At 74.9% G+C, this 20,802-nt stretch carries 17 protein-coding genes and 1 pseudogene; 5 read left to right on the plus strand and 13 right to left on the minus strand.

What is annotated here, in order from left to right; genetic code table 11:
- Positions 1 to 87: 87 nt before the first annotated feature.
- From ACZ6X9_RS29735 to ACZ6X9_RS29760, 6 genes are all read right to left on the minus strand, one after another.
- Positions 88 to 1,656 carry an alpha/beta hydrolase gene (locus ACZ6X9_RS29735; protein ID WP_469781109.1) on the minus strand — a complete coding sequence of 523 codons (1,569 nt, stop codon included), beginning with the start codon at positions 1,654 to 1,656 and terminating at the stop codon, positions 88 to 90.
- A gap of 520 nt (positions 1,657 to 2,176) precedes the next feature.
- A complete protein-coding gene (locus ACZ6X9_RS29740) occupies positions 2,177 to 2,983 on the minus strand; it encodes a M15 family metallopeptidase (protein ID WP_469781110.1) in 807 nt (268 codons plus the stop codon).
- A 216-nt stretch (positions 2,984 to 3,199) separates the two neighbouring features.
- Positions 3,200 to 4,039 carry an SAM-dependent methyltransferase gene (locus ACZ6X9_RS29745; RefSeq protein WP_469781111.1) on the minus strand — a complete coding sequence of 280 codons (840 nt, stop codon included), beginning with the start codon at positions 4,037 to 4,039 and terminating at the stop codon, positions 3,200 to 3,202.
- Positions 4,040 to 4,193: 154 nt separating this feature from the next.
- Positions 4,194 to 4,745, minus strand: a complete 552-nt coding sequence (locus tag ACZ6X9_RS29750) for a hypothetical protein (protein WP_469781112.1) — start codon at positions 4,743 to 4,745, stop codon at positions 4,194 to 4,196.
- A 141-nt stretch (positions 4,746 to 4,886) separates the two neighbouring features.
- Positions 4,887 to 5,621 carry a transglycosylase SLT domain-containing protein gene (locus ACZ6X9_RS29755; protein ID WP_469781113.1) on the minus strand — a complete coding sequence of 245 codons (735 nt, stop codon included), beginning with the start codon at positions 5,619 to 5,621 and terminating at the stop codon, positions 4,887 to 4,889.
- A 543-nt stretch (positions 5,622 to 6,164) separates the two neighbouring features.
- Positions 6,165 to 7,190, minus strand: a complete 1,026-nt coding sequence (locus ACZ6X9_RS29760; protein WP_469781114.1) for a LysR family transcriptional regulator — start codon at positions 7,188 to 7,190, stop codon at positions 6,165 to 6,167.
- A gap of 212 nt (positions 7,191 to 7,402) precedes the next feature.
- Here ACZ6X9_RS29760 and ACZ6X9_RS29765 point away from each other — a divergent pair, with 212 nt between their 5' ends.
- The 3 genes and pseudogenes from ACZ6X9_RS29765 to ACZ6X9_RS29775 all read left to right on the plus strand — a co-directional run bounded on the left by ACZ6X9_RS29765 (position 7,403) and on the right by ACZ6X9_RS29775 (position 8,812).
- Positions 7,403 to 8,302 (plus strand): SDR family oxidoreductase, encoded by a 900-nt coding sequence (locus ACZ6X9_RS29765; RefSeq protein WP_469781115.1) that lies wholly within the window; start codon positions 7,403 to 7,405, stop codon positions 8,300 to 8,302.
- Positions 8,303 to 8,341: 39 nt separating this feature from the next.
- Positions 8,342 to 8,525: pseudogene (locus tag ACZ6X9_RS29770) on the plus strand (hypothetical protein); the annotation flags it as partial.
- Between the two features lie 8 nt (positions 8,526 to 8,533).
- A complete protein-coding gene (locus ACZ6X9_RS29775; protein ID WP_469781116.1) occupies positions 8,534 to 8,812 on the plus strand; it encodes a respiratory nitrate reductase subunit gamma in 279 nt (92 codons plus the stop codon).
- Here ACZ6X9_RS29775 and ACZ6X9_RS29780 read toward each other — a convergent pair.
- The 3 genes from ACZ6X9_RS29780 to ACZ6X9_RS29790 form a co-directional block, all read right to left on the minus strand.
- The gene (locus tag ACZ6X9_RS29780; protein ID WP_469781117.1) at positions 8,809 to 10,407 is read right to left on the minus strand and encodes an APC family permease; all 1,599 of its coding nucleotides are present in this window, start codon (positions 10,405 to 10,407) and stop codon (positions 8,809 to 8,811) included. The two genes, ACZ6X9_RS29775 and ACZ6X9_RS29780, sit on opposite strands and share 4 nt — an antisense overlap.
- A 128-nt stretch (positions 10,408 to 10,535) precedes the next feature.
- On the minus strand, positions 10,536 to 11,183 hold the full coding sequence (locus ACZ6X9_RS29785; protein WP_469781118.1) for a LuxR C-terminal-related transcriptional regulator: 648 nt from the start codon (positions 11,181 to 11,183) through the stop codon (positions 10,536 to 10,538).
- Positions 11,171 to 12,568, minus strand: coding sequence for a sensor histidine kinase (locus ACZ6X9_RS29790; RefSeq protein ID WP_469781119.1), 1,398 nt, complete (start codon positions 12,566 to 12,568; stop codon positions 11,171 to 11,173). The genes ACZ6X9_RS29785 and ACZ6X9_RS29790 overlap by 13 nt, the downstream gene beginning before the upstream one ends.
- 270 nt (positions 12,569 to 12,838) lie before the next feature.
- Between ACZ6X9_RS29790 and ACZ6X9_RS29795 the strand changes: the two genes are divergently transcribed.
- Positions 12,839 to 13,639: an ABC transporter ATP-binding protein gene (locus ACZ6X9_RS29795; RefSeq protein ID WP_469781120.1), complete on the plus strand. Its 801-nt coding sequence runs from the start codon at positions 12,839 to 12,841 to the stop codon at positions 13,637 to 13,639.
- A complete protein-coding gene (locus tag ACZ6X9_RS29800) occupies positions 13,639 to 16,188 on the plus strand; it encodes an FtsX-like permease family protein (protein ID WP_469781121.1) in 2,550 nt (849 codons plus the stop codon). Before ACZ6X9_RS29795 ends, ACZ6X9_RS29800 begins: the two co-directional genes overlap by 1 nt.
- A gap of 160 nt (positions 16,189 to 16,348) precedes the next feature.
- Here the strand turns inward: ACZ6X9_RS29800 and ACZ6X9_RS29805 are convergent, their stop codons facing one another.
- The 4 genes from ACZ6X9_RS29805 to ACZ6X9_RS29820 all read right to left on the minus strand — a co-directional run bounded on the left by ACZ6X9_RS29805 (position 16,349) and on the right by ACZ6X9_RS29820 (position 20,590).
- Positions 16,349 to 17,887, minus strand: a complete 1,539-nt coding sequence (locus ACZ6X9_RS29805) for an AMP-binding protein (protein WP_469781122.1) — start codon at positions 17,885 to 17,887, stop codon at positions 16,349 to 16,351.
- A 100-nt stretch (positions 17,888 to 17,987) separates the two neighbouring features.
- The gene (locus ACZ6X9_RS29810; protein WP_469781123.1) at positions 17,988 to 19,001 is read right to left on the minus strand and encodes an NAD(P)/FAD-dependent oxidoreductase; all 1,014 of its coding nucleotides are present in this window, start codon (positions 18,999 to 19,001) and stop codon (positions 17,988 to 17,990) included.
- Positions 18,998 to 19,522: an isoprenylcysteine carboxyl methyltransferase family protein gene (locus tag ACZ6X9_RS29815; RefSeq protein WP_469781208.1), complete on the minus strand. Its 525-nt coding sequence runs from the start codon at positions 19,520 to 19,522 to the stop codon at positions 18,998 to 19,000. Before ACZ6X9_RS29815 ends, ACZ6X9_RS29810 begins: the two co-directional genes overlap by 4 nt.
- A 6-nt stretch (positions 19,523 to 19,528) precedes the next feature.
- Positions 19,529 to 20,590, minus strand: coding sequence for a type III polyketide synthase (locus tag ACZ6X9_RS29820; protein ID WP_469781124.1), 1,062 nt, complete (start codon positions 20,588 to 20,590; stop codon positions 19,529 to 19,531).
- Between the last annotated feature and the right edge of the window lie 212 nt (positions 20,591 to 20,802).

Here is a 20,802-nt window from a genome sequence, read left to right on the forward strand (position 1 = left end):
CAGGGTGCCGTGGGAAGCGGGCGGCCGCAACGGGGTCCCGCCCGTTCCCCGCGACGGGCGCGGCGGTCCGCTCGGCACGGCCGGAGGTCACTTCGGGCAGATCCCGTCGGCGGCCGGGAGGCGGCCGGTGTCCAGGTAGGTGTTGACCCGACGGTCGACGCACGCGTTGCCGTACTCGCCGAACAGGCCGTGGTGGGCCGCCCCTTCGACGGTCAGCAGGCGGGAGGACGGCAGCAGGCCGTGCAGGTGCCGGCTGCTGTCGTAGGTGGTGCGGGGGTCTCCCGTGGCGGCGACGATCAGGGCGCGGGCGTCGGTGCCGACCCGGGTGGGCCGCTCGCGCGGCGGTCGCGGCCAGAAGGCGCAGGGGTTGATGTTGTGCGTCAGCGGACCGAACAGCGGGTGTGCGGCGCGGGAGCCCTCGACGGCACGCCGGTACGCCTCGGGGTCGCGTGGTGCGGCGACGTCGCCGCACAGGATCGCCGCCTGGGCGCTCGCGGACGCGGAGTAGGCGCCGGTCATGGTGGCGACGAGGTCCTCGGCCAGGCCCTTGGGCGGTTCGACGGTCCTGCCGCGGGCGGCCTGGCGGAGCGCGGTGACCGACTCCGCGAGGGTGGCGCGGGCGGGGTCGCGGTCGTCGGCCAGGGCGCCGAAGAGGAGGGACGGGACGACGGTGTCGTCCACCCGGTACGTCCGCGCGCCGGTGCCCAGGACGAGAGGGCTGCGGGCGGCCGTGCGGACGATGTCCCCGACGGTGGCCAGGACCTGCTCGCGGGTGCGGCCGAGCCCGTACCGGGAGTCGCGGCGTGCCGCCCAGCCGGCCCAGTGGTCGAGGGCGCGTTCGTTGGCGTCGAGCATCGTGCCCAGCATCCCGGGGCCGTAGTCGCGCGGGCTGATCGCGCCGTCGAGGACGACCCGGTCGGTACGGCCGGGGAACATCTGGGTGTACACGGTGCCGAGGTAGGTGCCGTAGGAGTAGCCCAGGTAGGAGATCCGCCGTTCGCCGAGGACGCCGCGGACGACGTCCATGTCGCGGGCGGTGTTCCGGGTGGTGACGTGCGGCAGGACGTCACCCGCCGTCCGGGCGCAGCGTTCGGCCAGGCCGCGCTGGAAGGCGGCCTGCCGCTCGAACGTCCGCGGGTCCGCGCCGGCCGAGCGGATCCAGGTGCCGGTGGGCCAGCCGCAGTCCAGCGGGGTGCTGCGGCCCACGAAGCGGGGGTCGAGGCCGATGACGTCGTAGCGCGCTCCGACGTCCTTCATCGCCTCGCGGACGCCCACGGCGAGGTCGAGGGAGGGGCCGCCGGGGCCGCCGCTGTTGACGAGAAGCGCTCCGATCCGGTGGGCGGTGTCGGTCGCCTTGATGCGGGAGAGGGCGAGGGTGATGGTGCGGCCCTCGGGGTGGGAGTAGTCGAGGGGTACGGAGATCGTGGCGCAGCGGGCGCCCGCCCGTTCCAGGGTCCGGCCGGTCTCGTCGTCCGGCCCCTGGAGGCAGCTCCGCCAGTCCGGCCGCTGCCGGTGGTAGCGGGCGAGCCCGGCGGAGGTCCCGCCGTCCGGGCCGGTGCCCGTACCGGGGCCGGGGTCGGCCCGGGCGACGGCGGGCAGGGCGGACAGACAGACGGCGGCCGTCAGCACGGCGGCGGCGCTGCGCAGGGGTGTCATCGCGTCTCCTTCACCAGGGTCCGGGCGTTGCCCCGCGCGGGACGGCCGGGGCGGCCGTCCCGGGGAGGTTTTCCGCGTTTCACGCTAGGCGGCGGCGGACGCCGGATCACTGGAGCGGCCCCCCGGACGGGGGTGGGGTCCTCCCCCGCCTTCCCGCCTCCGCCGTCGCGGCCTCCGTCGTCACGCTCCGGCACGCGCCGCCCGATCACGCCCCACGGAAGCCGGCTTCCGGGGACCCCGCGGTGTCCGCACGCGTGACCTGTTCGAGGATCCGGCACCGCGGTTGCGTCGTGCCGATGTCCGCGAGGGCGGCGCGGGGTCCGGCCGACGGTGGCCTGGTAGGCCGCCCGGCTCCAGTGGCCGACGGGCTGCCGGAGCAGGTCCGCGTCGGCGTGCGAGCACTCCATGACGAGTCCCCCGTCCGTCGTGTGGACGGTCCGGGGGACGGACGTGACGACCTCGATCACGCTTGAGGTCAAGCCGGTGCCCGCGGACGGGAGTTCCGCGGGGCGCGCCCCGGCTAGCCGACCGTGCGGAGCGAGCGCCGGGTGACCGGGAAGTCGAAGTACGTGTCCGGGAACGTCTCCGGCTGGTACGTGTAGTGCCACCACTCCTCGGGGAGGTTGCGGAAGCCCGCCTTCTCCAGGCCGTCCTTGAGCAGCAGGCGGTGGGCGCGCCGGGCACCGGTGACGCGCGAGTCGAGGGTGTGCGACAGGGTGTCGAAGCAGTCGAACCCGGTGCCCATGTCCAGGGAGTTGTCCGGGAAGCGGTCCCGCTCGGGACCGTGGCACGGCCTCAGCGGCTCTCCCGGGAGGTACGGGCGGGTGGGGAGCGCGGGCAGCCGGACCAGGGTCAGGTCGACCGTACTGCCCCTGCTGTGCCCGGACTTGGCCGCGATGTACCCGTCCTCGAACAGCCGCGTCTTGTCGACGCGCGGGTAGAACTCCGCCTTCATCCGCTGGTCACCGAGATCCTCGGCCCACCGGACGAAGTGGTCGACGGCGCGCTGCGGCCGGTAGCAGTCGTAGACCTTGAGGGAGTACCCCCGCCTGAGGAACGACCGCTGCGCCCGGCGCAGCGCGGCGGCCGTGTCGCGTGTGACGACGCACAGGGGCTGCCGGTAGCCGTCGATCCGTTCACCGGTGAAGTTGTGGCGGGTGGGGTAGCGCATTTCCTGCAGGATGGTCGGATCGACGTCCCGGAGGGCGACGAACTCCGGTGGCGCCTTGGGCTCGTGGCGCTCCTGTGCGGTGGTGGCGGCGGGTACGGCCGTCACCACCAGGGCCGCGGCGATCCCGGCGACCAGCCCGCGGAGCATTCTTCGCATCGGCTCGAACCCCTTCGCACGTCCGGGGAGCGCCGCGGTGGCGCGTCGCTCCGCAGGCGGCATCCTGGCGGAAGCCGCACCGGGGCGTCCAGCGAACCGGGGCGGCGGAATCGGCCACGCCGCCGTACCGGGAGGGGCCGGAGCGGGTGCCGCCGCCCCTGCCGCCGCCCCTGCCCGGCCGTCACCGTCCGTCTCAGGACGTGGTCGTCGTCCGTCTCAGGTCGTGGTCGTCGCGCGCCGTGCGTGGAAGATTCCCCAGCGCAGTCGCCCGCGGCGGGCCGCGTCCGACCACTGTGGCAGGTTGCGGAGGAGCCCTTGGAGGTAGTCGGGACTGATGAGGTCGCGGAGGGTGTCCTTCCGGGCTTCGGTCTCCTCGGTGAGCCGTTCGTAGTGGCGTACGAGCTGTTCACTGTCGTCGTCGAAGCCGACGGCCTCCAGGCCGAGCGCCGTCAGCCGCTCCCGGTAGAACGACGGCGTGGCCAGCGCGTCGACCCCGAGCCGGGCGATGACGGGCCGCAGGGCCTCGACGGGTGTGCCGTCGGCCGCCATGACGTCGGTGAACGCCAGGGCGCCGCCCGGGGCCAGGACGCGGGCCGCCTCGGCCAGCGCGCGGGCGCGGTCGTCGCTGTGGCAGAGCGCCTCCAGTGAGCAGACGGCGTCGAACGTGCCGTCGTCGTAGGGGACGTCGTGGAAGGAGCCGGTGACGACGTCGACGAGCCCGTCCAGTCCGCGCTCGGTGTTCGTCGCGCGGTGCCGTTCGTTCTGCGCCTCGCTGAGGTTGAGGGCGACGACACGGCACCCGAACCGCCCGGCCAGGTGGCGGGCGGTGCCACCGTAGCCGGACCCCAGGTCGAGCACGCGCCGCCCCGGCCCGAGCCGTTCGCCCAGGTGTGCCGCGAGCCGCTCCACCGTCCGCCGGGAGGCGTCGGCGACGGGCTCGCCGTCCCGCGTGTAGCTGCCGGTGTGGATGTCCTCGCCGCCCCAGACGACGTCGTAGAAGGCGTCCACGTCGCGGCTCTCGTAGTACCGCCGCGTCGCCTCGTCCTGTTGCCGCACTCCGCTCACCTCACCGGGGTCGTGATCGTCCGGGCCGTCCCCCAATCTGCCGTCTCGAGCCGGGCGTGGCCAGAGGGCGTGGCCGGTGGCATGGCCGGGGGCATGACCGGCGGCGGTGTGGGCGGGCGGCGCGGCGCGGCGGGGCCGCGTCCGGTCAGGCCGGGTGGCGGCGCGTGGCGACGTAGCTGAAGGGCGCCGAGACGCCGGCGCTGTGGTGGTCGGCGGCCGACAGGGCCAGCGCCAGGCGTGCGCGCGGTTTCAGGCCGAGGTCCGCCGTGGCGTGCAGGGCACCGAGCGCGAACCCGTCCCCGCAGCCGACGGCGGCGTACCCGTCGGCCGGTTCCGCTATCTGGTAGTCGCCGTAGACGGCGAACAGGCGGCCGTTTATGCCGACTAGGAACGTCCCGGCGCACTCCTGTTCCGCGTCCTTGCGCGCCCAGCCGCCGTCCTTCAGGCACTTGCGCAGTTTGTCGACGAAGACGGTCGCCATGAAACGGTCCAGGTCGGCTCCGGCGGGCTTCGGCGCCCGGAACGCGTGGTGCAGCAGTTGCCCCATGCGGAAGCTGCTGGTGAACCCCATGACGTACGGTCCGTTGCGGAAAATCTTCGGATCCCGTCGGACGGTGAGCCGCAGCCCCGCGACTCCGGCCGAATCCCCACCCAGGTGCACGCGCCCGTTGTGCACGAGCCCGGCGATCACCGTCATGCCGTCCTCCCCCTCCGCTGTGCCCCCTTCTCGATTACTGCGCCCGGGGCGACGGCCGGAAACCGCGTGGCCGGAGACGGTAACGGCCGTGGGCGGCGTCCGGAGAGGACGCCGCCCACGGCCGTCGTATGGTTCCGCCGGTCAGTAGGCGGAGTTGACGTGGTCCATCGAGCCGTACTTGTCGGCCGCGTAATTGCAGGACGCCACGATGTTGGCGACCGGGTCCCAGATGTCCCAGGACGTGCCCTCGACGTGATACGCCTTGAACGTCGGGTCGATGATCTGCAGCAGACCCTTCGACGGCACACCGTTCACCGCGTTGACATCCCAGTCGTTGATCGCACGCGGGTTACCCGTCGACTCCCGCATGATGTTGCGCTTCACACCGTCATAGGAGGCCGGGATGCCCTTGGCCTTCATGATGTCCAGCGCCTGCGAGATCCAGCCCTCCAGGTCATCGGAGTACGCCTTCGGCGCCGCGGCGGCGGGCTTCTCCACCGCCTTGACCGGCTTGCGGACCGTGGAACGGTTCGCGGCCTGCTTCTCCGCGCGCTCCTTCTCCGCCTTCGCCTTCGCCTCGGTGTCGGCCTTGGGCTTCGCCGCGGCCTTGACCTTGGCGGTGGCATCGGCCTTGGCTGCGGCGGCCTCGGTCCGCGCCCGCTCGGCCGCCTTGCCGGCCGCGTCCGCCCACTCGGCGTCCCGCGCCTGACCAAAGCTCTCCACGCTCCGCGCGACCGGCTTGACCGGCGCCGGAGCGGCCACCGCGTGCGAAGCCGCACCGAACGCCACGGCCGCGGCACCGGCCGCGGTCAAAGCGGCGGCGGAGAACTTGTGGGCCTTGGTCAGACGGGGATAACCGGAGTGAGTCGAACGCATGAGAGAGCTGAACCTTTCGGATCGGGAAACCACACAGGCCTGGACCGGCGCAAAGAAAAACGCCGTTCTCGGTCGGACGGCGCCGTGCGGTCCCACCATTCTTAGCGGCGGCCGAATCCCCTGGCAACGAACGTGTCTACGGCCCTCTTTCGAGGCCGGGACCGTACGGGCGGAGACGCTCCGGGGCCCCTCCGGGCGGCGATACGACGGCCGGATACGGCCCGGCACCGTAGGTGACGCGGGTCTCATGGGCGGCCTCACATCCGCCGGCCCTCCGGCTGACGCGGCGTCGGCCGGGCGCTACGCGGCGAAGCCACATCCGGGGCCGGTCCGTGTGGACCGCGTGAAGCGGGGCGAGCACCTCATCCGGGGCGGAGCCGCACACCGGACGCCCGGGCTGGGCGCAGGGGCAGGGGCAGGGGCAAGGGGCAGGGGCAAGGGCAAGGGCAAGGGCAAGGGCAGGATGCACGCCGCGCCCGGCCTCGGCCGCCGCGCCCCCCACAGGCACGGGAACCACGCCCCGATCCCGACCGGACCCGACGCCTACGCGGAGCCGGCCGCGACGTCCCGCAGGGGAGCGGGTGACGCACCCCGCGCGGAACCGGGTTCCCCGCCCGGCAAGGGCGCGGGCGCCACGCCGCGCGCGGATCCGGCCTCCCCCTTGGTCCCCGGCCCCCGTCCCGTCAGCAGCTCCCCGGCGCAGGCGGCGAAGGCCGTCACCAGTCGGCTCCGGTCGCCCGCCCGGGTCGCCAGGACCACGTGGCTCGGCTCGACGCCCTCCAGGGGGATCACGGTCAGGTCCGGGCGCAGGCCGCCCGTCGCGCCGGCGGCCATGATGGCGACGGCCTCGCCCGCCGCCACGTGCTCCAGCTTGTCCTCCATGGACTCGATCAGCGGGCCGCCGGGTGCCGGGCGGCCGTCCGGCCGGGGGTCGATGCGCCAGTACGCGTCCCATACCGGGTCGGAGTCGCGCACCCGGGGCAGGGGCTCGTCGGCGATGTCGTCCAGGGTGGTGCTCTCCCTGCCTGCCAGCCGGTGATCGCGGGGCACGACGAGGACCCGTGGCTCGGAGTACAGGAGCGTCACGCGGAGTCCTTCGGTGGGGAAGGGCAGCCGGGCCACCACGGCGTCCGCGCGGTGGTCGAGCAGGGCCGCGCTCACGTCGTCCCACCGCAGATGCGCGGTCCCCACCTCCGCTTCCGGGTGCCGGCGGCGAAGCTCACGCACCGCGGGCGTGATGATCAGGGGCGGGAGGACGCCGACGGTGACGCGGTCGGGCCGGGCGGCGGCGCGGGTACGGGAAGCCGCCTGCGCCGCGGATCGCAGGAGCGCCTTGGCGAGCGGCAGGAAGACCTCTCCGGCCTCGGTGAGCCGGGTGCCGCGCGGGGTGCGGTCCAGCAGCCGGGCGCCCAGCCGCCGCTCCAGGCTCCGGATCTGCCGGCTGAGCGACGGCTGGGCGATGCGCAGGGCTTCGGCGGCGCGGCCGAAGTGCCCGTGTTCGGCGACGGCGGTGAAGTAGCGCACCAGCCGCAGGTCGAGGTCCGGTGCCGGGCCTGCTGGTTCGGGCATGCCGGAAGCATACTCCCGCCGGGTGTCCGGGAGTTCCCCGGCACCGGCTTCGATCTGCGGTGATGCCCGTACCGCATGACCGCATGCGGAACGGGACCTGGATCCGGCGCGCCCTCCGCTCGCAGGATGGGGCCGTCGTCTCCGCCGCCGGTCGCACACCGGGCGGGGCCGTACCGCATCCCGCATCCCCCTCACTCCCCCAGGAGTTCACCATGCGTGTCTTCGTCACCGGCGCCTCCGGCTTCGTCGGTTCCGCCGTCGTCCGGGAATTGCTCGGTGCCGGGCACCGAGTCCTCGGTCTCGCCCGTTCCGACCGGAGCGCCGCCGCCCTCGCGGAGGCCGGTGCCGAGGTGCACCGGGGTGACCTCGGCGATCCGGAGAGCCTGCGCGGTCCGGCCACCGCCGCGGACGGCGTCGTCCACCTCGCCTACCGCCACGACCTGATGTACGCCGGGGACCTCACCACCGCGGGCGAGGTCGACCTGCGGGCCGTGGAGGCCCTCGGTGCGGCGCTGGAGGGCTCCGGCAAGCCGCTGGTCTCGGCCTCCGGCTCCGCGATCATCCAGGCGTCGGGGCCGCTCGCGACGGAGGAGGACCCGGCCGCCCCGGGCACCCACCGGACGCCGGCGGAGGACGCGGTGCTCGCCCTGGCCGGGCGCGGCGTCCGTGCGTCCGCCGTCCGTCTCCCCCCGAGCGTGCACGGCCGCGGCGACCGCGCGTTCCTCCCGGAGGTGATCCGCCGTGCCCGCGCCCGCGGGGTGTCGGCGTACGTCGGCGACGGCGCGAACCGCTGGCCCGCCGTGCATCTGCTCGACGCGGCCGCCCTGTTCAGGCTGGCCCTGGAGTCCGCGCCGGCCGGGAGCCGCCTGCACGGCGTCGCGGAAGAGGGGGTGCCGTTCCACGACATCGCGTCCCTCATCGGCCGCCGGCTGGGGCTGCCGGTGCGGGGTCTCTCCGGTGACGAGGCCGCCACCCACTTCGGGTGGCTCGCCCCCTTCGCCGGGATGGACGCCCCCGCCTCGGCCACCCTGACGCGGGAGCGGCTGGACTGGCGTCCCGTCCGTCCCGGCCTTCTCGCAGACCTGGACGAGGGGCACTATTTCGCGGCGTGACGGACCGTGGCACCGCCTCCGCCCCGGCCACAAGGACGCCTGATCACCTGGGAGACCCAGCAGACGGACTACCCGTCCGTGGGTCCCCGGCCGGCCGGATCACGAGCCGCGCGGCCGTCCGCGGGGCGCGTCGTTCTCCTGGTACACGTACGCGCCGGCGCGGGCGCGCCCCCCGCACGTCCGGGACGTCCTGCCCAAGATGCACCGCGCGGCGCGGACGCGCCCGCAGCGGTGACCGGCCGCGGGCCACGCTACGACCGGTTCGGGTTCACCACCCGCTCACCCAGTTGTCGGGGGGCCCGGCTGCCGGCGGTGGCGAGCCCGCTGTTCCGCCACGGGCTGTCGCTCGTCGTCGCCGGACGCGTCGCCGGGGTGCTCGTCCCGGAGTCCTGGACGGACCGGCCGCACGTCACCGAGCGGTCCTACCACCTCAAGGCCCTGGTGCTCGGGGCGCGCGCCGGGGTGACGTCTCCGGCCGGCCGTGAGCCGTGCGGCCGGCGGTCCGGCTAGGGCAGGGGTTCGTCCCGGGCGGTCGCCCGGTGGCGGACGCCCGAGTGGACGGCCCAGCGGAAGACGCCCAGCGCGAACAGGGCGACGGCGAACGAGTCGTAGGGGGCCGGCAGACGGCCCGAGCCCTTGAAGGTGCCCAGCCACGACAGCAGGGTCAGCACCGCCAGGTAGCACACCAGCCAGGCGCCCTCGCGGAGTTCCGCGAGGAGCGGGCCGTCGTGGGCGGACCGCCGCATGCCGAGGAAGATCAGCAGTCCGGCCAGGACGACGGGCAGCGCCAGCCGCAGGTCGTGCCAGCCCGACCAGTACACGAACTCGGTGGCGACGACGAAGCTGAGGGGTGCGATCCAGCGCAGGCCGGGCACCCAGCCCGCCATCCGGGTGCCGGGGTCGGCGCGGAAGACGGCGACCGCCACGGCCGAGGCCGCGTAGATCAGCAGGTACATGTCGCCCATGATGCTGACGATGCGCTGCCATTCCCCGAAGGGCAGCAGGAAGACCACGATCACGGCGAGGTTCAGCGCCAGCGCCCGGTGCGGGATGCCGGACCGGCGGTCGACCCGCATGAAGGTCCGGGGCAGGGTGCGGTTCTTGGCGAGGGCGTAGGTGTGGCGGGCGTTGAGGGCCACGCCGACGTACGCCGAGCCGCCGGGCGAGAGCACGGCGTCGGCGTAGAGCAGGCTGGAGAGCCAGTGCAGGTTGAGGATCAGCGCCAGTTGGCCGAAGGGCGACTGGAAGTCGACGCCCTTCCAGCCGTGGCCGAGGAGGCTCTCCGGGACGGTGAACAGGAAGGCGAACTGGAGCGCCAGGTACGTCAGCAGGGCCAGGCCGATGGCGGCGAGGACGGCGGCCGGGAGGGTGCGGCGGGGGTCGCGGGTCTCGCCGGAGAAGTCGAGGGCCGCCTGGAAGCCGTTGACCGAGTAGACGATGCCGCCGCCGGCGAGGGCGGACAGGCAGGCGGCGTACCCGTAGGGGGCGAAGCCGCCGTGGTCGGTGAGGCGTCCGGAGTGCCAGCCGGAGGCGAACAGGGCGACGACCGTGACCAGCGGAACGACGATCTTGAAGATGGACACCAGGTTGTTCAACCGGGCGAAGACGCGGACCGCGAACCAGTTCAGCATCGTCAGCAGCACGCTGAGGCCGACGGCCAGCGCCAGGCCCGTGGGGGTGAGCACATGGCCGTGGTAGAGGTCCGGCAGGTAGTGGTCGGCGTACTGCATGATGGCGCTGATCTCGGCGGCGGTGCCGCCCACCGACAGCAGCACGGACCAGCCGACCAGCGTCCCGACGAGGCGCCCTCCGGCGTACAGCGGCCAGCGGACCGTGCCGCCGCCCTCGGGCCGCGAGGCGCCGAGCTCGATCATCACCAGGGCGACCAGGCCGCACAGCGCCCCGGCGCCCACCCAGGTGAGCAGCGAGGCGGGTCCGGCGGCGCGGGCCGCGTACATGGCGGCGAACAGCCAGCCGGAGCCGACGATGTTGGAGAATCCGATCGCCGTGAGCGCTCCGAAGCCCAGCTCCCTCCGGAGCCTGCCCTCCTGTACGGCCGCCTCCGCGGCGGCGGTGTCCGGCGCGGCGGCGCGATCCGCTGGCACGTGCTCTCCCTGTCCGAGGCGTCCCGTGAAAGTACGGGTGAACGATCACTCAACCTTAGGTGACGCCTCGTCATTCCCTCCGTTTGCCGGCCGGCCCCGAGCGTCGCTCCCGCCGGGCCGGCCCGCTCCTACGCGTCGAGGTAGGCGAGGACGGCCAGGACGCGCCGGTTGTCGTCTCCGGACGCCGCGAGTCCCAGCTTGGTGAAGATGCTGTTGGTGTGTTTGCTGACGGCCTTCTCGGACACGAACAGCTTCGCCGCGATGGCGGCGTTGGAGCGCCCCTCGGCCATCAGGCCGAGCACCTCCCGTTCCCGGCCGGTGAGGGTCCGCACGGGGCTGGCCGCCTTCTCGTGTCTGACCATGAGTTCCGACACCACCTCCGGGTCCATGACCGTGCCGCCGTCCGCGACCTGCCGGAGCATGCCGAGGAAGCGGCGGACGTCGAAGACGCGGTCCTTGAGGAGGTAGCCGACGCCGCCGTTCCGGTCGGACAGCAGCTCGCGGGCGTACATCTGCTCCACGTGCTGGGACAGCACCAGGACGGGCAGCCCGGGGACCTGCCGGCGGGCCTCGACCGCGGCCCGGAGGCCCTCGTCGGTGAAGGCCGGGGGGAGGCGCACGTCGACGATGGCCACGTCCGGGCGGTGGGTGAGCAGGGCGCGCAGCAGGGCGGGCCCGTTGTCCACCGCTTCGATCACCTCGAATCGGTGCGCGGTCAGGATTTGCACCAGGCCTTCCCGCAGCAGGGCCAGGTCTTCGGCGATCACAACGCGCACGGCAGCTCCATCGTCACCACGGTCGGTCCGCCCCGCGGACTGTGGACGTCCAGCACTCCGTCGAAGGCCGCGAGCCGGCGTTGCAGGCCGCGCAGGCCGCTGCCGCCCTCGGGGTCGGCGCCGCCGCGCCCGTCGTCGGTGACGCGGGCCCGGAGCGCGCCGTCCGCGTACCAGAGGCGGACGTCGACGCGGGTGGCGCCGCTGTGCTTGGTGACATTGGCGAGGGCCTCGGCGATCACGAAGTAGGCGGCCGACTCGACGGGCGGCTGCGGGCGGGAGGGCAGGTCGACGGCCAGCTCGACGGGGAGGGGCAGGCCGACGGCCAACGCCCGTACCCCGCCGTCGAGTCCGCGTTCGGCGAGGACGGGCGGGTGGATGCCGCGGACCAGGTCGCGCAGTTCGCTGAGGGCCCGGCTGCTGGACTCCATGGCGTCGGCGAGGAGCTCGCGCACCGTCTCCGGGTCGTCGTCGAGCAAGGTGTCGGCGAGACCGAGCTTCATCCCGAGGGACACCAGGCGGGCCTGCGCGCCGTCGTGCAGGTCTCGTTCGATGCGGCGGAGTTCGGCGGCCTGGGACTCCACGGTCGCGGAGCGGGTCTCGGTCAGCCGCTCGACGCGCAGCGCGAGGCGGGCTCCCCGGGTGGGGGCCAGCAGCAGCCGGCAGAAGCGGCCGTGGGCCCGGACCAGCGGCCGGGCGCTCAGCAGTCCGAGGGCCACCAGCAGGACTCCCTGGGGCATGGCGAGGTAGGCGTCGGTCTGGTCGGCGATCGGCCAGATGACCCCGAAACCCCAGTGGGGGCCCATGTGCTCCCACAGGAAGGGGGTGACGAGGAGGCCGTTGAGGCCGTAGGCGACGAGGGAGGCGGGCAGCAGGCCGAGGACGAGGCCGACGGGCCCGTCGAGGAACAGCCACAGGACGTCGCGCCAGGTGGCCGGGTCGGCCAGCAGCCGCCGGCACTGCCGGAAGGACGCGGCCGGGTCGTGGGGTGCCGCTTCCACGGGGTGGCGGTAGGGGGTGTCGACGGGACGGCCGGCCCATGTGCCGGCCATCCGCCGGTGGTAGCCGGCCAGCGCACGGACCGCGGCCAGGACGACCGGCAGCACGAGGACGCCCACGCCGACGGCGAGGGAGAGCAGGGCCAGGACGGTGACGGTGAACAGGGTGACGCTGCCGGCCTGGGAGAGCACCGCGACCACCAGCCCGCGCGCGCACCAGCGCACCCGCCCGGCGCCGCCGTCCCGCGCCGCCGGCCCGGCCGCGCCGCGGGCCCGCGTCACCACCCGGCCACCGCCGCCCGCCGCCCGCCCGCTCCGGCCGTCCGGGCCGGGCCCGTCCGCGCCGCGCACGGCGGCCCGGCCGCCGGCTTTGAGGTCCCCGCCCCGCACACCTGGCTCCGTCCTCCCCTGCCCCGGGGCTCCTCCGCCCCGCAGGCCTCATCATGCAGCACGCGCGGGCGGGCGGACCTGCCGGTATGCCCGTCCGCGCCTCCCAGCATCGCCGCGGGCCGCGCCCGGGTCAGTGGAGGAAGGCCGTCGGGCGGGGTGGAGTTTTCTCCACCCCCTTCGTAGGCGAAGGCCCATGGGCCCGCCGGTGGACCGTCCGTAGCGTCGGCGGTGTGATCGCGTGCCCCACGCGACAGGTACAGGGAGCTTTGTATGGACACCATCGCAGTCGCCGACGCAGTGCGGCTGAACGCGGTTCGCAAGGTCTACGGCGAGGGCGCCAACGCGGTGACCGCGCTCGACGGCGTGAGCCTGGCCTTCCGGCGCGGCAGCTTCACCGCCGTGATGGGGCCGTCGGGTTCGGGGAAGAGCACCTTCCTGCACTGCGCGGCGGGGCTGGACCGGCCCACCTCGGGCACGGTCCTGCTGGACGGTGAGGACCTGGGCGGGTATGACGAGACGGCGCTGACGAAGCTGCGGCGCGAGCGGATCGGCTTCGTCTTCCAGTCGTTCAACCTGCTGCCGGCGCTGACGGTGCTGCAGAACATCACGCTGCCGCTGAGGCTCGCGGGCCGGAAGGCGGACCGGGCGCGGATCGACGAGGTGGTCCGCCGGGTGGGCCTGGACTCCCGGACGGGGCACCGCCCCGCCGAACTGTCCGGCGGCCAGCAGCAGCGGGTGGCGATCGCCCGTGCCCTGGTCACGGGCCCGGCCGTGGTGTTCGCCGACGAGCCGACCGGCGCGCTGGACACCCGTACCGCCCGTGCGGTGCTGCGGCTGATGCGCGAGTCCGTACGGTCCCTCGGGCAGACCGTCGTGATGGTCACGCACGACCCGGTGGCGGCCTCGTACGCGGACCGGGTGGTGTTCCTCGCCGACGGCCGGTTCGTCGGTGACCTGTACGACCCGACCGCCGAGGTGGTGGCCGAGCGGATGACACGCCTGGGCGCCTGGGCGGACGAGGAACCGGCGCACGGCCCGCAGGCGCGCACCGCGACGGGAGGCGCGTACTGATGCTGTCCCTCGCCCTGAGCTCCCTGCGGCACCGCACGGGTGGTTTCGTCGCCACGTTCGTGGCCGTGTTCTTCGGCGCGGCCCTCGTCATGGCCTGCGGCGGGCTGATGGAGACCGGCGTCCGCGACGCGGTTCCCGCCCAGCGGTTCGCCGCGGCGCCCGTGGTGGTGGCCGGCGACCAGACGTACGGGTCCTCGCGCCTGGCCGAGCGGGTCCGGCTGGACGCCGGCGCGGTCCGGAGGGTGGCCGCCGTGCCGGGGGTCCGCGAGGCGATTCCCGACGTGTCCTTCCCCGTCGCCGTCGTGCGCGACGGCCGCCCGGTGACGGACCTGCCGGACGGCGTGACCCGCGCCGACCACCGCCCGGCGGGGCACGGCTGGGGGTCGGCCCGGCTGGCTCCCTACCGTCTCGCCAAGGGGATCGCGCCGGCCGCCGCCGGGGACGTGGTCCTGGACTCCGGGCTGGCCCAGGCCGCCGGTGCCTCCCTCGGCGACCGGGTCCTCGTCACCGTCCAGGGCACGCCGCGCGCGTTCCGGCTCACCGGCGTGGTCCGGCAGGCCGGCGGCCGGGACGCGTTCCGGCCCGCCGTGTTCTTCACCGACGCGCGCGCCCGCGAGCTGAGCGGTCGCCCGCGGGCGGTGGACGCGATCGGCGTGCTGCCCGCGGCCGGCACCGACGCGGCCGCGCTTGTCGACCGGATCGAGCGGCAACTGGGCGGCGAGGCCGTCGCGCTGACCGGTGACGAGCGGGGCCTGGCGGAGTTCCCCACGGCCGCCGCGAGCCGCCGCAACCTGCTGACGCTCGCCTCGATCTTCGGCGGCTGGGCGGTCCTGGTGGCCATGTTCGGGGCGGCGTCCACCCTCGGCCTGACGGTCCGTCAGCGTCACCGTGAGATGGCCCTGATGAAGGCGATCGGCACCACCCCGGCGCAGACGCGCCGCATGATCCTCGGCGAGACGCTTGCCGTCTCCCTGGTGGCGTCGGTGCTCGGCTGCCTGCCCGGCGCGCTGTTCGGCCGGCTCCTCTTCGACAAGCTGGTTGCCGCCGGAATCGTCTCGGGGGCCATGGAGTTCCGGCTCGGCGTGCTGCCGGGCGCCGCGGCGGTGGCCGCCTCGCTGCTGGCCGGCGTGGGCGCCGCGTACCTCACGGCCCGCCGCATCGCCGGCACCCGCGTCACCGAAGCGCTGACCGAGAGCGCGTTGGAGAGCCACCGGACGCCCCGCGCCCGCGTCGTCTGGTCCGTCGTCTTCCTCGCCGGCGGCGTCGCGATGGCCGTGACGACCATGGCGATGCCGGTGGGCGACACCACGGCGGGCGTCGCGGCCCCGGCGTGCATCTTCTGGGCGATCGGCCTGTCCCTGCCGGCCCCCGTCTTCGCCAGGGCGGTCGTGGCGGTCCTCGAGGTGCCGCTGCGGGCGGTGTCGGGGCTGCCGGGCGCACTGGCCGTCCTCAACTCCCGGACGTACGCCCGGCGGACGGCCGCCACCATCACCCCCATCGTCCTGCTGACCGGCATCGCCACCGGCACGCTGTACATGCAGCGGATCGAGGACGTCTCCCACCGCGCCGCGCAGACCGGCGTCCTGCGGGCGGACGCCGTCCTGACCTCGCGCACCGGCGGTCTCGCCCCCGGAACGCTGGAGAAGGTCCGCGGCGTCCCGGGTGTCGCCGCGGCCTCGGACTACGTGACGAGCACCGGGTTCGTGCAGGCGCCGAAGGACCCGACGCGGAGCGACGACGGGTGGACGCTCCAGGGCGTCAGCGGTGACGGGAACCTGGCGGTGAGCGCCGCCGCCGGTTCGCTCGCCGCGCTGCGCGGCGACAGCGTGGCCCTGCCCGTGGAGCACGCCGAGTCGCTGGGACGCGGGGTCGGCGACACGGTCACCCTGCGGCTCGGTGACGGTGCTCCGGTGCAGGTGAAGGTCGTCGCCACCTACCGGCCGGAGGGCCTGACGACCTCGCTGCTGCTGCCCGCCGAGTTGCTGGCGGCGCACACCACCGACGGGACGCCCGCGCAGATCGTGGTGCGGCGGGCCGCCGGGGCCGACCCCGGCGCGGTGGCCGCGGCCCTGGGCGCGGCGGTCGAGGACCAGCCGGGGGTGGAGGTGTCCGGCAGCGACGCGCTCACCGCCGGCCGGACCGCAGGACAGCAGCAACTCGCCACCGTCAACTACCTGGTGGTCGGCATGATCGTCGGCTACACCGTGATCTCGGTGGTCAACACCCTGGTCTCGGCCACCGGGCGGCGGCGCCGGGAGTTCGGCCTCCAGCGGCTCACCGGCTTCACCCGCCGGCAGGTCATGGCGATGACGGCGGTGGAGAGCCTGCTGACCGCGGTGACCGGGATCGTCCTGGGGTCGGTCGCCGCCGCGGTCACCGTCTTCCCCTACAGCGTCGCCAAGTCGGACCGCCTGGTGCCGTCGGTACCGGTGTGGATCTACGGGGCGGTCGTGGCCGGAGCGTTGGCCGTCACCGTCGCCGCGACGCTCCTGCCGGCCTGGCGGGCGACCAGGTTCCGTCCGGTGGAGGCGGCCGCCTCGGCGGCCTGACACCGGTGCCGCGGGCCGGCCGACGGCCCGCGGCACCGGTCACGACGGCACGGACCACCACGAAGGGCCGGCGGTACGTCCTCCAGTGGCGCGTCCGGCCGGGTCCCACCGCTCTCCGGAGCGGTGGGACCCCTTTGCCTTCCCCCGGGTTTCCGCCGGCTCAGTCGGCCGGCCGCCCGGCCATGCGCCGCAGCGCCTTCTTGTCCGGCTTGCCGGCGTCCGTCAGCGGCAGTTCGGGCAGGAAGTCGATCCGGTGCGGCTCGTACATCGCGCCGCACCGCTCGCGGACGTACGCCCGCAACGCGTCCGCCGGGACGTCCGCGCCGGGCTCCGGTATCACGGCGGCGTGCACGCGCTCCATGGCGTCGGCGTCCCGGACGCCGAACACGGCACTGTGCCGCACCCCGGGGTGCGCGTTCAGCACGTCCTCCAGTTCGGACGTGTAGACGTGCCCGCCCACGACGATGATCATGTCCTTGATGCGGTCGACGACGGTGAGGTAGCCCTCGTCGTCCAGGAACCCGATGTCGCCGGTGTGCAGCCAGTCGTCCCGCAGCACCTCGGCGGTGAGGTCCGGCCGCTTCCAGTAGCCCTTCATGACCTGCTCGGAGCGCACGCATATCTCGCCGTGCGCGCCGGGCGGCAGGTCCCGGCCGGTGGCGGGGTCGCGGACGGCGACCTCGACGCCGGGCAGCACCCGGCCCACGCTGCGCAGCCGTTCGGGTCGCGCGGGGTCGTGGTCCTCGGGCAGGAGGAAGCTGATGCCGCCGGCTTCGCTCTGTCCGTAGAACTGGACGAGGACGGGGCCGAGGCGGCGCAGCGCGTCGGCGATCCGCACAGGGGACGCCGGGCAGCCGCCGTAGAGGACGCACCGCAGGCTGGAGGTGTCGGTGCGGGCGAGGTCCGGGTGGTCCAGCAGCGCGTAGAGCAGCGGCGGGAGGAGGAAGACGTCGGTGACGCGCTCGCGCTCGACGGCGGCGAGCACGGCGGCCGGGTCGAAGTCCTCCAGCAGGACCAGGACGCCGCCCCTGCGGAGGGTGCCGTCCGCGAGGTGGCCGGCGGCGTGGGCGATCGTGGTGCAGACGAGCTGACGGGGTGTGTACCGCTCGTGGTCCCGCAGCGAACCGCCGCGTCCCACCTGGGCGAAGGTGGTGCAGATGCCCTTGGGGTGGCCCGTGGTGCCGCCGGTGTGCCGGATGGAGGCGATGTCCTCGGGCTCGGCCTGGCCCGGGAAGGGCTCGGCCGGCTGGGCCGCGGCCAGTTCCAGGAGGTCCTCGCCGGTCTTCGCGGGGCCGAGCACGAGGACGCGCTCGACGGGGGCGAGCCGCGTCACCTCCTCGGCGCGCTCCGCCAGCCGGGGGTCGACGACGAGCGCGCGGGTCTCCACGTCGGCGACGATGCCGGCCTGCACCTCGGCCGACAGCTTGTTGTAGAGGTGGTTGACCCGGCAGCCGAGCAGGTTCGCCGCGTAGCGGGCGGCGAGGGTCTCGGGCAGGTTCCCGCTCAGGAGGGTGACCGTGTGGCCGCGCCCGAGTCCCCGCGCGCGCAGGGCCCGCGCCATGCGGTGCACGAGGGCGCGGAACTCGCCGACGGTGACGCGCCGTCCCTCGTGGACCAGGGCCTCGCGCCCGGGGTCGGCCCCCATGCCGTCGAGGATGTCCTCCACGTAGAGAGGTAACTTCGGCGCGGCGTGCGACATTTCTGCTCCTCCGAACTAGATTCCTGGGCCAATAATTGCCTCAGGCATCAATCCATCATGCCTGTTTTGATCCACGACGCCAAGCCGGCCCGGGGAGCCCCTACTGGAGCGCGCGCACCACACCCGCGAACACGCCCGGCAGGGCCCGGGCCGCGGGGACGACGAGGCGGGCGCCGGCCGGGTGATGGCAGGCCCGGAGCAGCGCATGGGTGAGGAGGCGGTGCTTCCGGGTCACCCGGCGCCACGCCGCCTCGTACGCCCCCGGCCGGCCGGCCGCCAGACAGCGCACCGCGGCCTCCGCCGTCGCCAGGGCCAGCGCGACGCCCTCGCCCGTCAGCGCGTCGACGTAACCCGCCGCGTCGCCGACGAGCAGGACGCGGCCGGCCGTCCGGGCGCGGGTGCGCTGGAGCAGGGGTCCCGCGCCGCGCACGGCGCTCGCGGGCGCGGCGCGGGACAGGAACGCCAGGGCCGGATGGCCCGCCAAGTGCGCGTCGTAGCACCGCCGTTCGCGGCTGAGGACGGCGACGCCCACCAGGCCCTCGCCGACCGGCGTGACGTAGGCCTCGCCGTGCCGGGACCAGTGCACCTCGACGTGGTCGGTCCAGGGGCCGACGTGGAAGTGGCGGCGGAGGCCGTACCGGGCGACGGGCCGCGCGGGCAGGCCGAGGCCGAGCGCGCGGCGGAGCGGGGAGTGCAGGCCGTCCGCGGCGACGAGCCAGCGCGCCCGCCACTCCCCCGCCGTCACCCCGTCCGCGTCCTGGACGGCCGTGCCCAGGCGGCCCGGCACGAACCGGACGCCGAGTTCGGCGGCCCGCCGGTGCAGGGCGGCGTGCAGGACGGTCCGCCGGACGCCCAGCCCGGTGGCGCCGCGGAAGCCCGCCTCGACGCTGCGCGGCCCGTCGACGTACCGGATGCCGCGCAGCGGGTGCCCGGGCACCTCGACGCCCAGCGCCCGCAGCGCGGCCACGCCGCTGGGCATGACGCCCTCGCCGCAGGCCTTGTCGACGGGGGTGGCACGCGGTTCGACGACCACCGTCTCCAGGCCGCGGAGCGCCGCGTGGACCGCGGCCGCCAGGCCGGCCGGGCCGCCGCCCGCCACCAGGACGTCGATCATGCGGTGTAGGGGGCGCGGGCCGGGGCGAGCGCCGCCTCCTCGCACCGGACGCGGACGGTGAGCAGCCAGGCGTTCAGCAGAGTGAAGCCGAGGGCGGTGGCCCAGGCGCCGTGCACCAGCGGCAGGGCCGCGCCCTCGGCGGCGACGGCGGCGTAGTTGGGGTGGCGCAGCAGCCGGTAGGGACCGGTGGCCACGGCCGGGAGGCCGGGGACGACGATGACGCGGGTGTTCCACCGCGGTCCCAGGGTGCGGACGCACCACCAGCGCAGTCCCTGCGCGGCGGCGACCACGCCGAGCGCCGCCCAGCCGAGCGCGGGCCGGAACGGCCGGCCGGCCGCGAGCACTTCGAGGAGGCACGCCGGCAGCAGCGCGGTGTGCAGGGCGACCATCCACGGGTAGTGGCCGCCGTCGACGGGCAGCCCGCCGCGCTCCCGGCTCCACCGGGCGTTGCGGCGGGCGAGGACGAGTTCGGCGCCGCGTTCGGCGGCGACGGCGGCGAGGAGGAGGGCGTACCAGAGCACGGTCACCTACCAGCGCAGGAGGACGAGTTCACAGCAGAAGCCGGGGCCCATGGCCAGCAGCAGGCCGGGGGAGCCGGGCGGCGGGCGGCGTTCGGCGAGGGTGTCGCGGAGCACGTGGAGGACAGAGGCCGAGGAGAGGTTGCCGGCCTCGGCCAGGTGACGCCAGGTGAGGTCGAGGGCGTCGGGGGCCAGGCCGAGGGCCTCGGTCACCGTGCGGAGGATCTTGGGGCCGCCGGGGTGGCAGACCCAGGCCGTGATGTCGTCCGGCTTGAGCCCGTGGTCCCCGAGGAACGCGCGGACGTCGTCGGCCAGATGGCGGCGGACGATGTCCGGGACGCAGGGGTCCAGCACCACGCGGAGCCCGAAGTCGCCGATCTCCCAGCCCATCGCGTGTTCGGTGTCCGGGTACATCCGGCTGCGGGTGGCCACGACCGCCGGGCCGTCCGCCGCCGGGAGGCGCCGCTCGCCGCAGGCGACGACGGCGGCGGCTCCGTCGCCGAACAGCCCGCTGGCGATCATGTTGGCGGGTGAGGCGTCGGCCGCCTGGAAGGTGAGCGAGCAGAGTTCGACGGAGAGCAGCACGGCGACGTGCTCCGGCCGGCCCCGCAGGTAGTCGTGGAGCCGGGCGATGCCCGCGGCTCCGGCGACGCAGCCGAGGCCGAAGACGGGGAGGCGTTTGACGTCGGGGCGCAGGCCGAGCCGCTGGACGAGGCGGGCGTCGACGGAGGGGGTGGCGAGGCCGGTGACGGAGGTGAACATCAGCAGGTCCACGTCGGCCGGCCGCAGCCCGGCGGCGCGCAGGGCGCCGTCCACCGTCCGCGCGCCCAGGGCCGTGGCCTGCCGGATGAAGACGTCGTTGGCGGCCCGGAAGCCGGTCAGCCCCGCGTACTCCTCCAGCGGAAGCACCAGGTTGCGGGTCCGCACGCCGGTGCTGCGGTGCAGTCCGTCGAGCCGTCGCCGGTCGCCGCCGTTCCGGTGGAACGCCGCGGCGATCATGTCGGTGATGGCCTGCTGGGGGTAGCGGTGCGGGGCCGACAGGCCGTGGACGGCTGCGATCCGGGTCGTCATACGTCTCCTGGGGCGGGGCCCGCGCGGTGGGCGGAGCCGGACGGGGCGTCACGAGGCGGGCCGGACGCCCGGGAACGGCCGTCCGTCCGCTTCCCGGTGTCTTCCCCGGTCCCCCGCCGGGTGGTGCCTCCGGCGCCGTGGACCGCCCGTCCGGACGAGTGCCCGGGCCGTCGTCCGGGCCGTCCGCCCCGCGGGCCGGCCGTCCGCCTTAC

Source organism: Streptomyces sp. NPDC052910 (assembly GCF_055585605.1).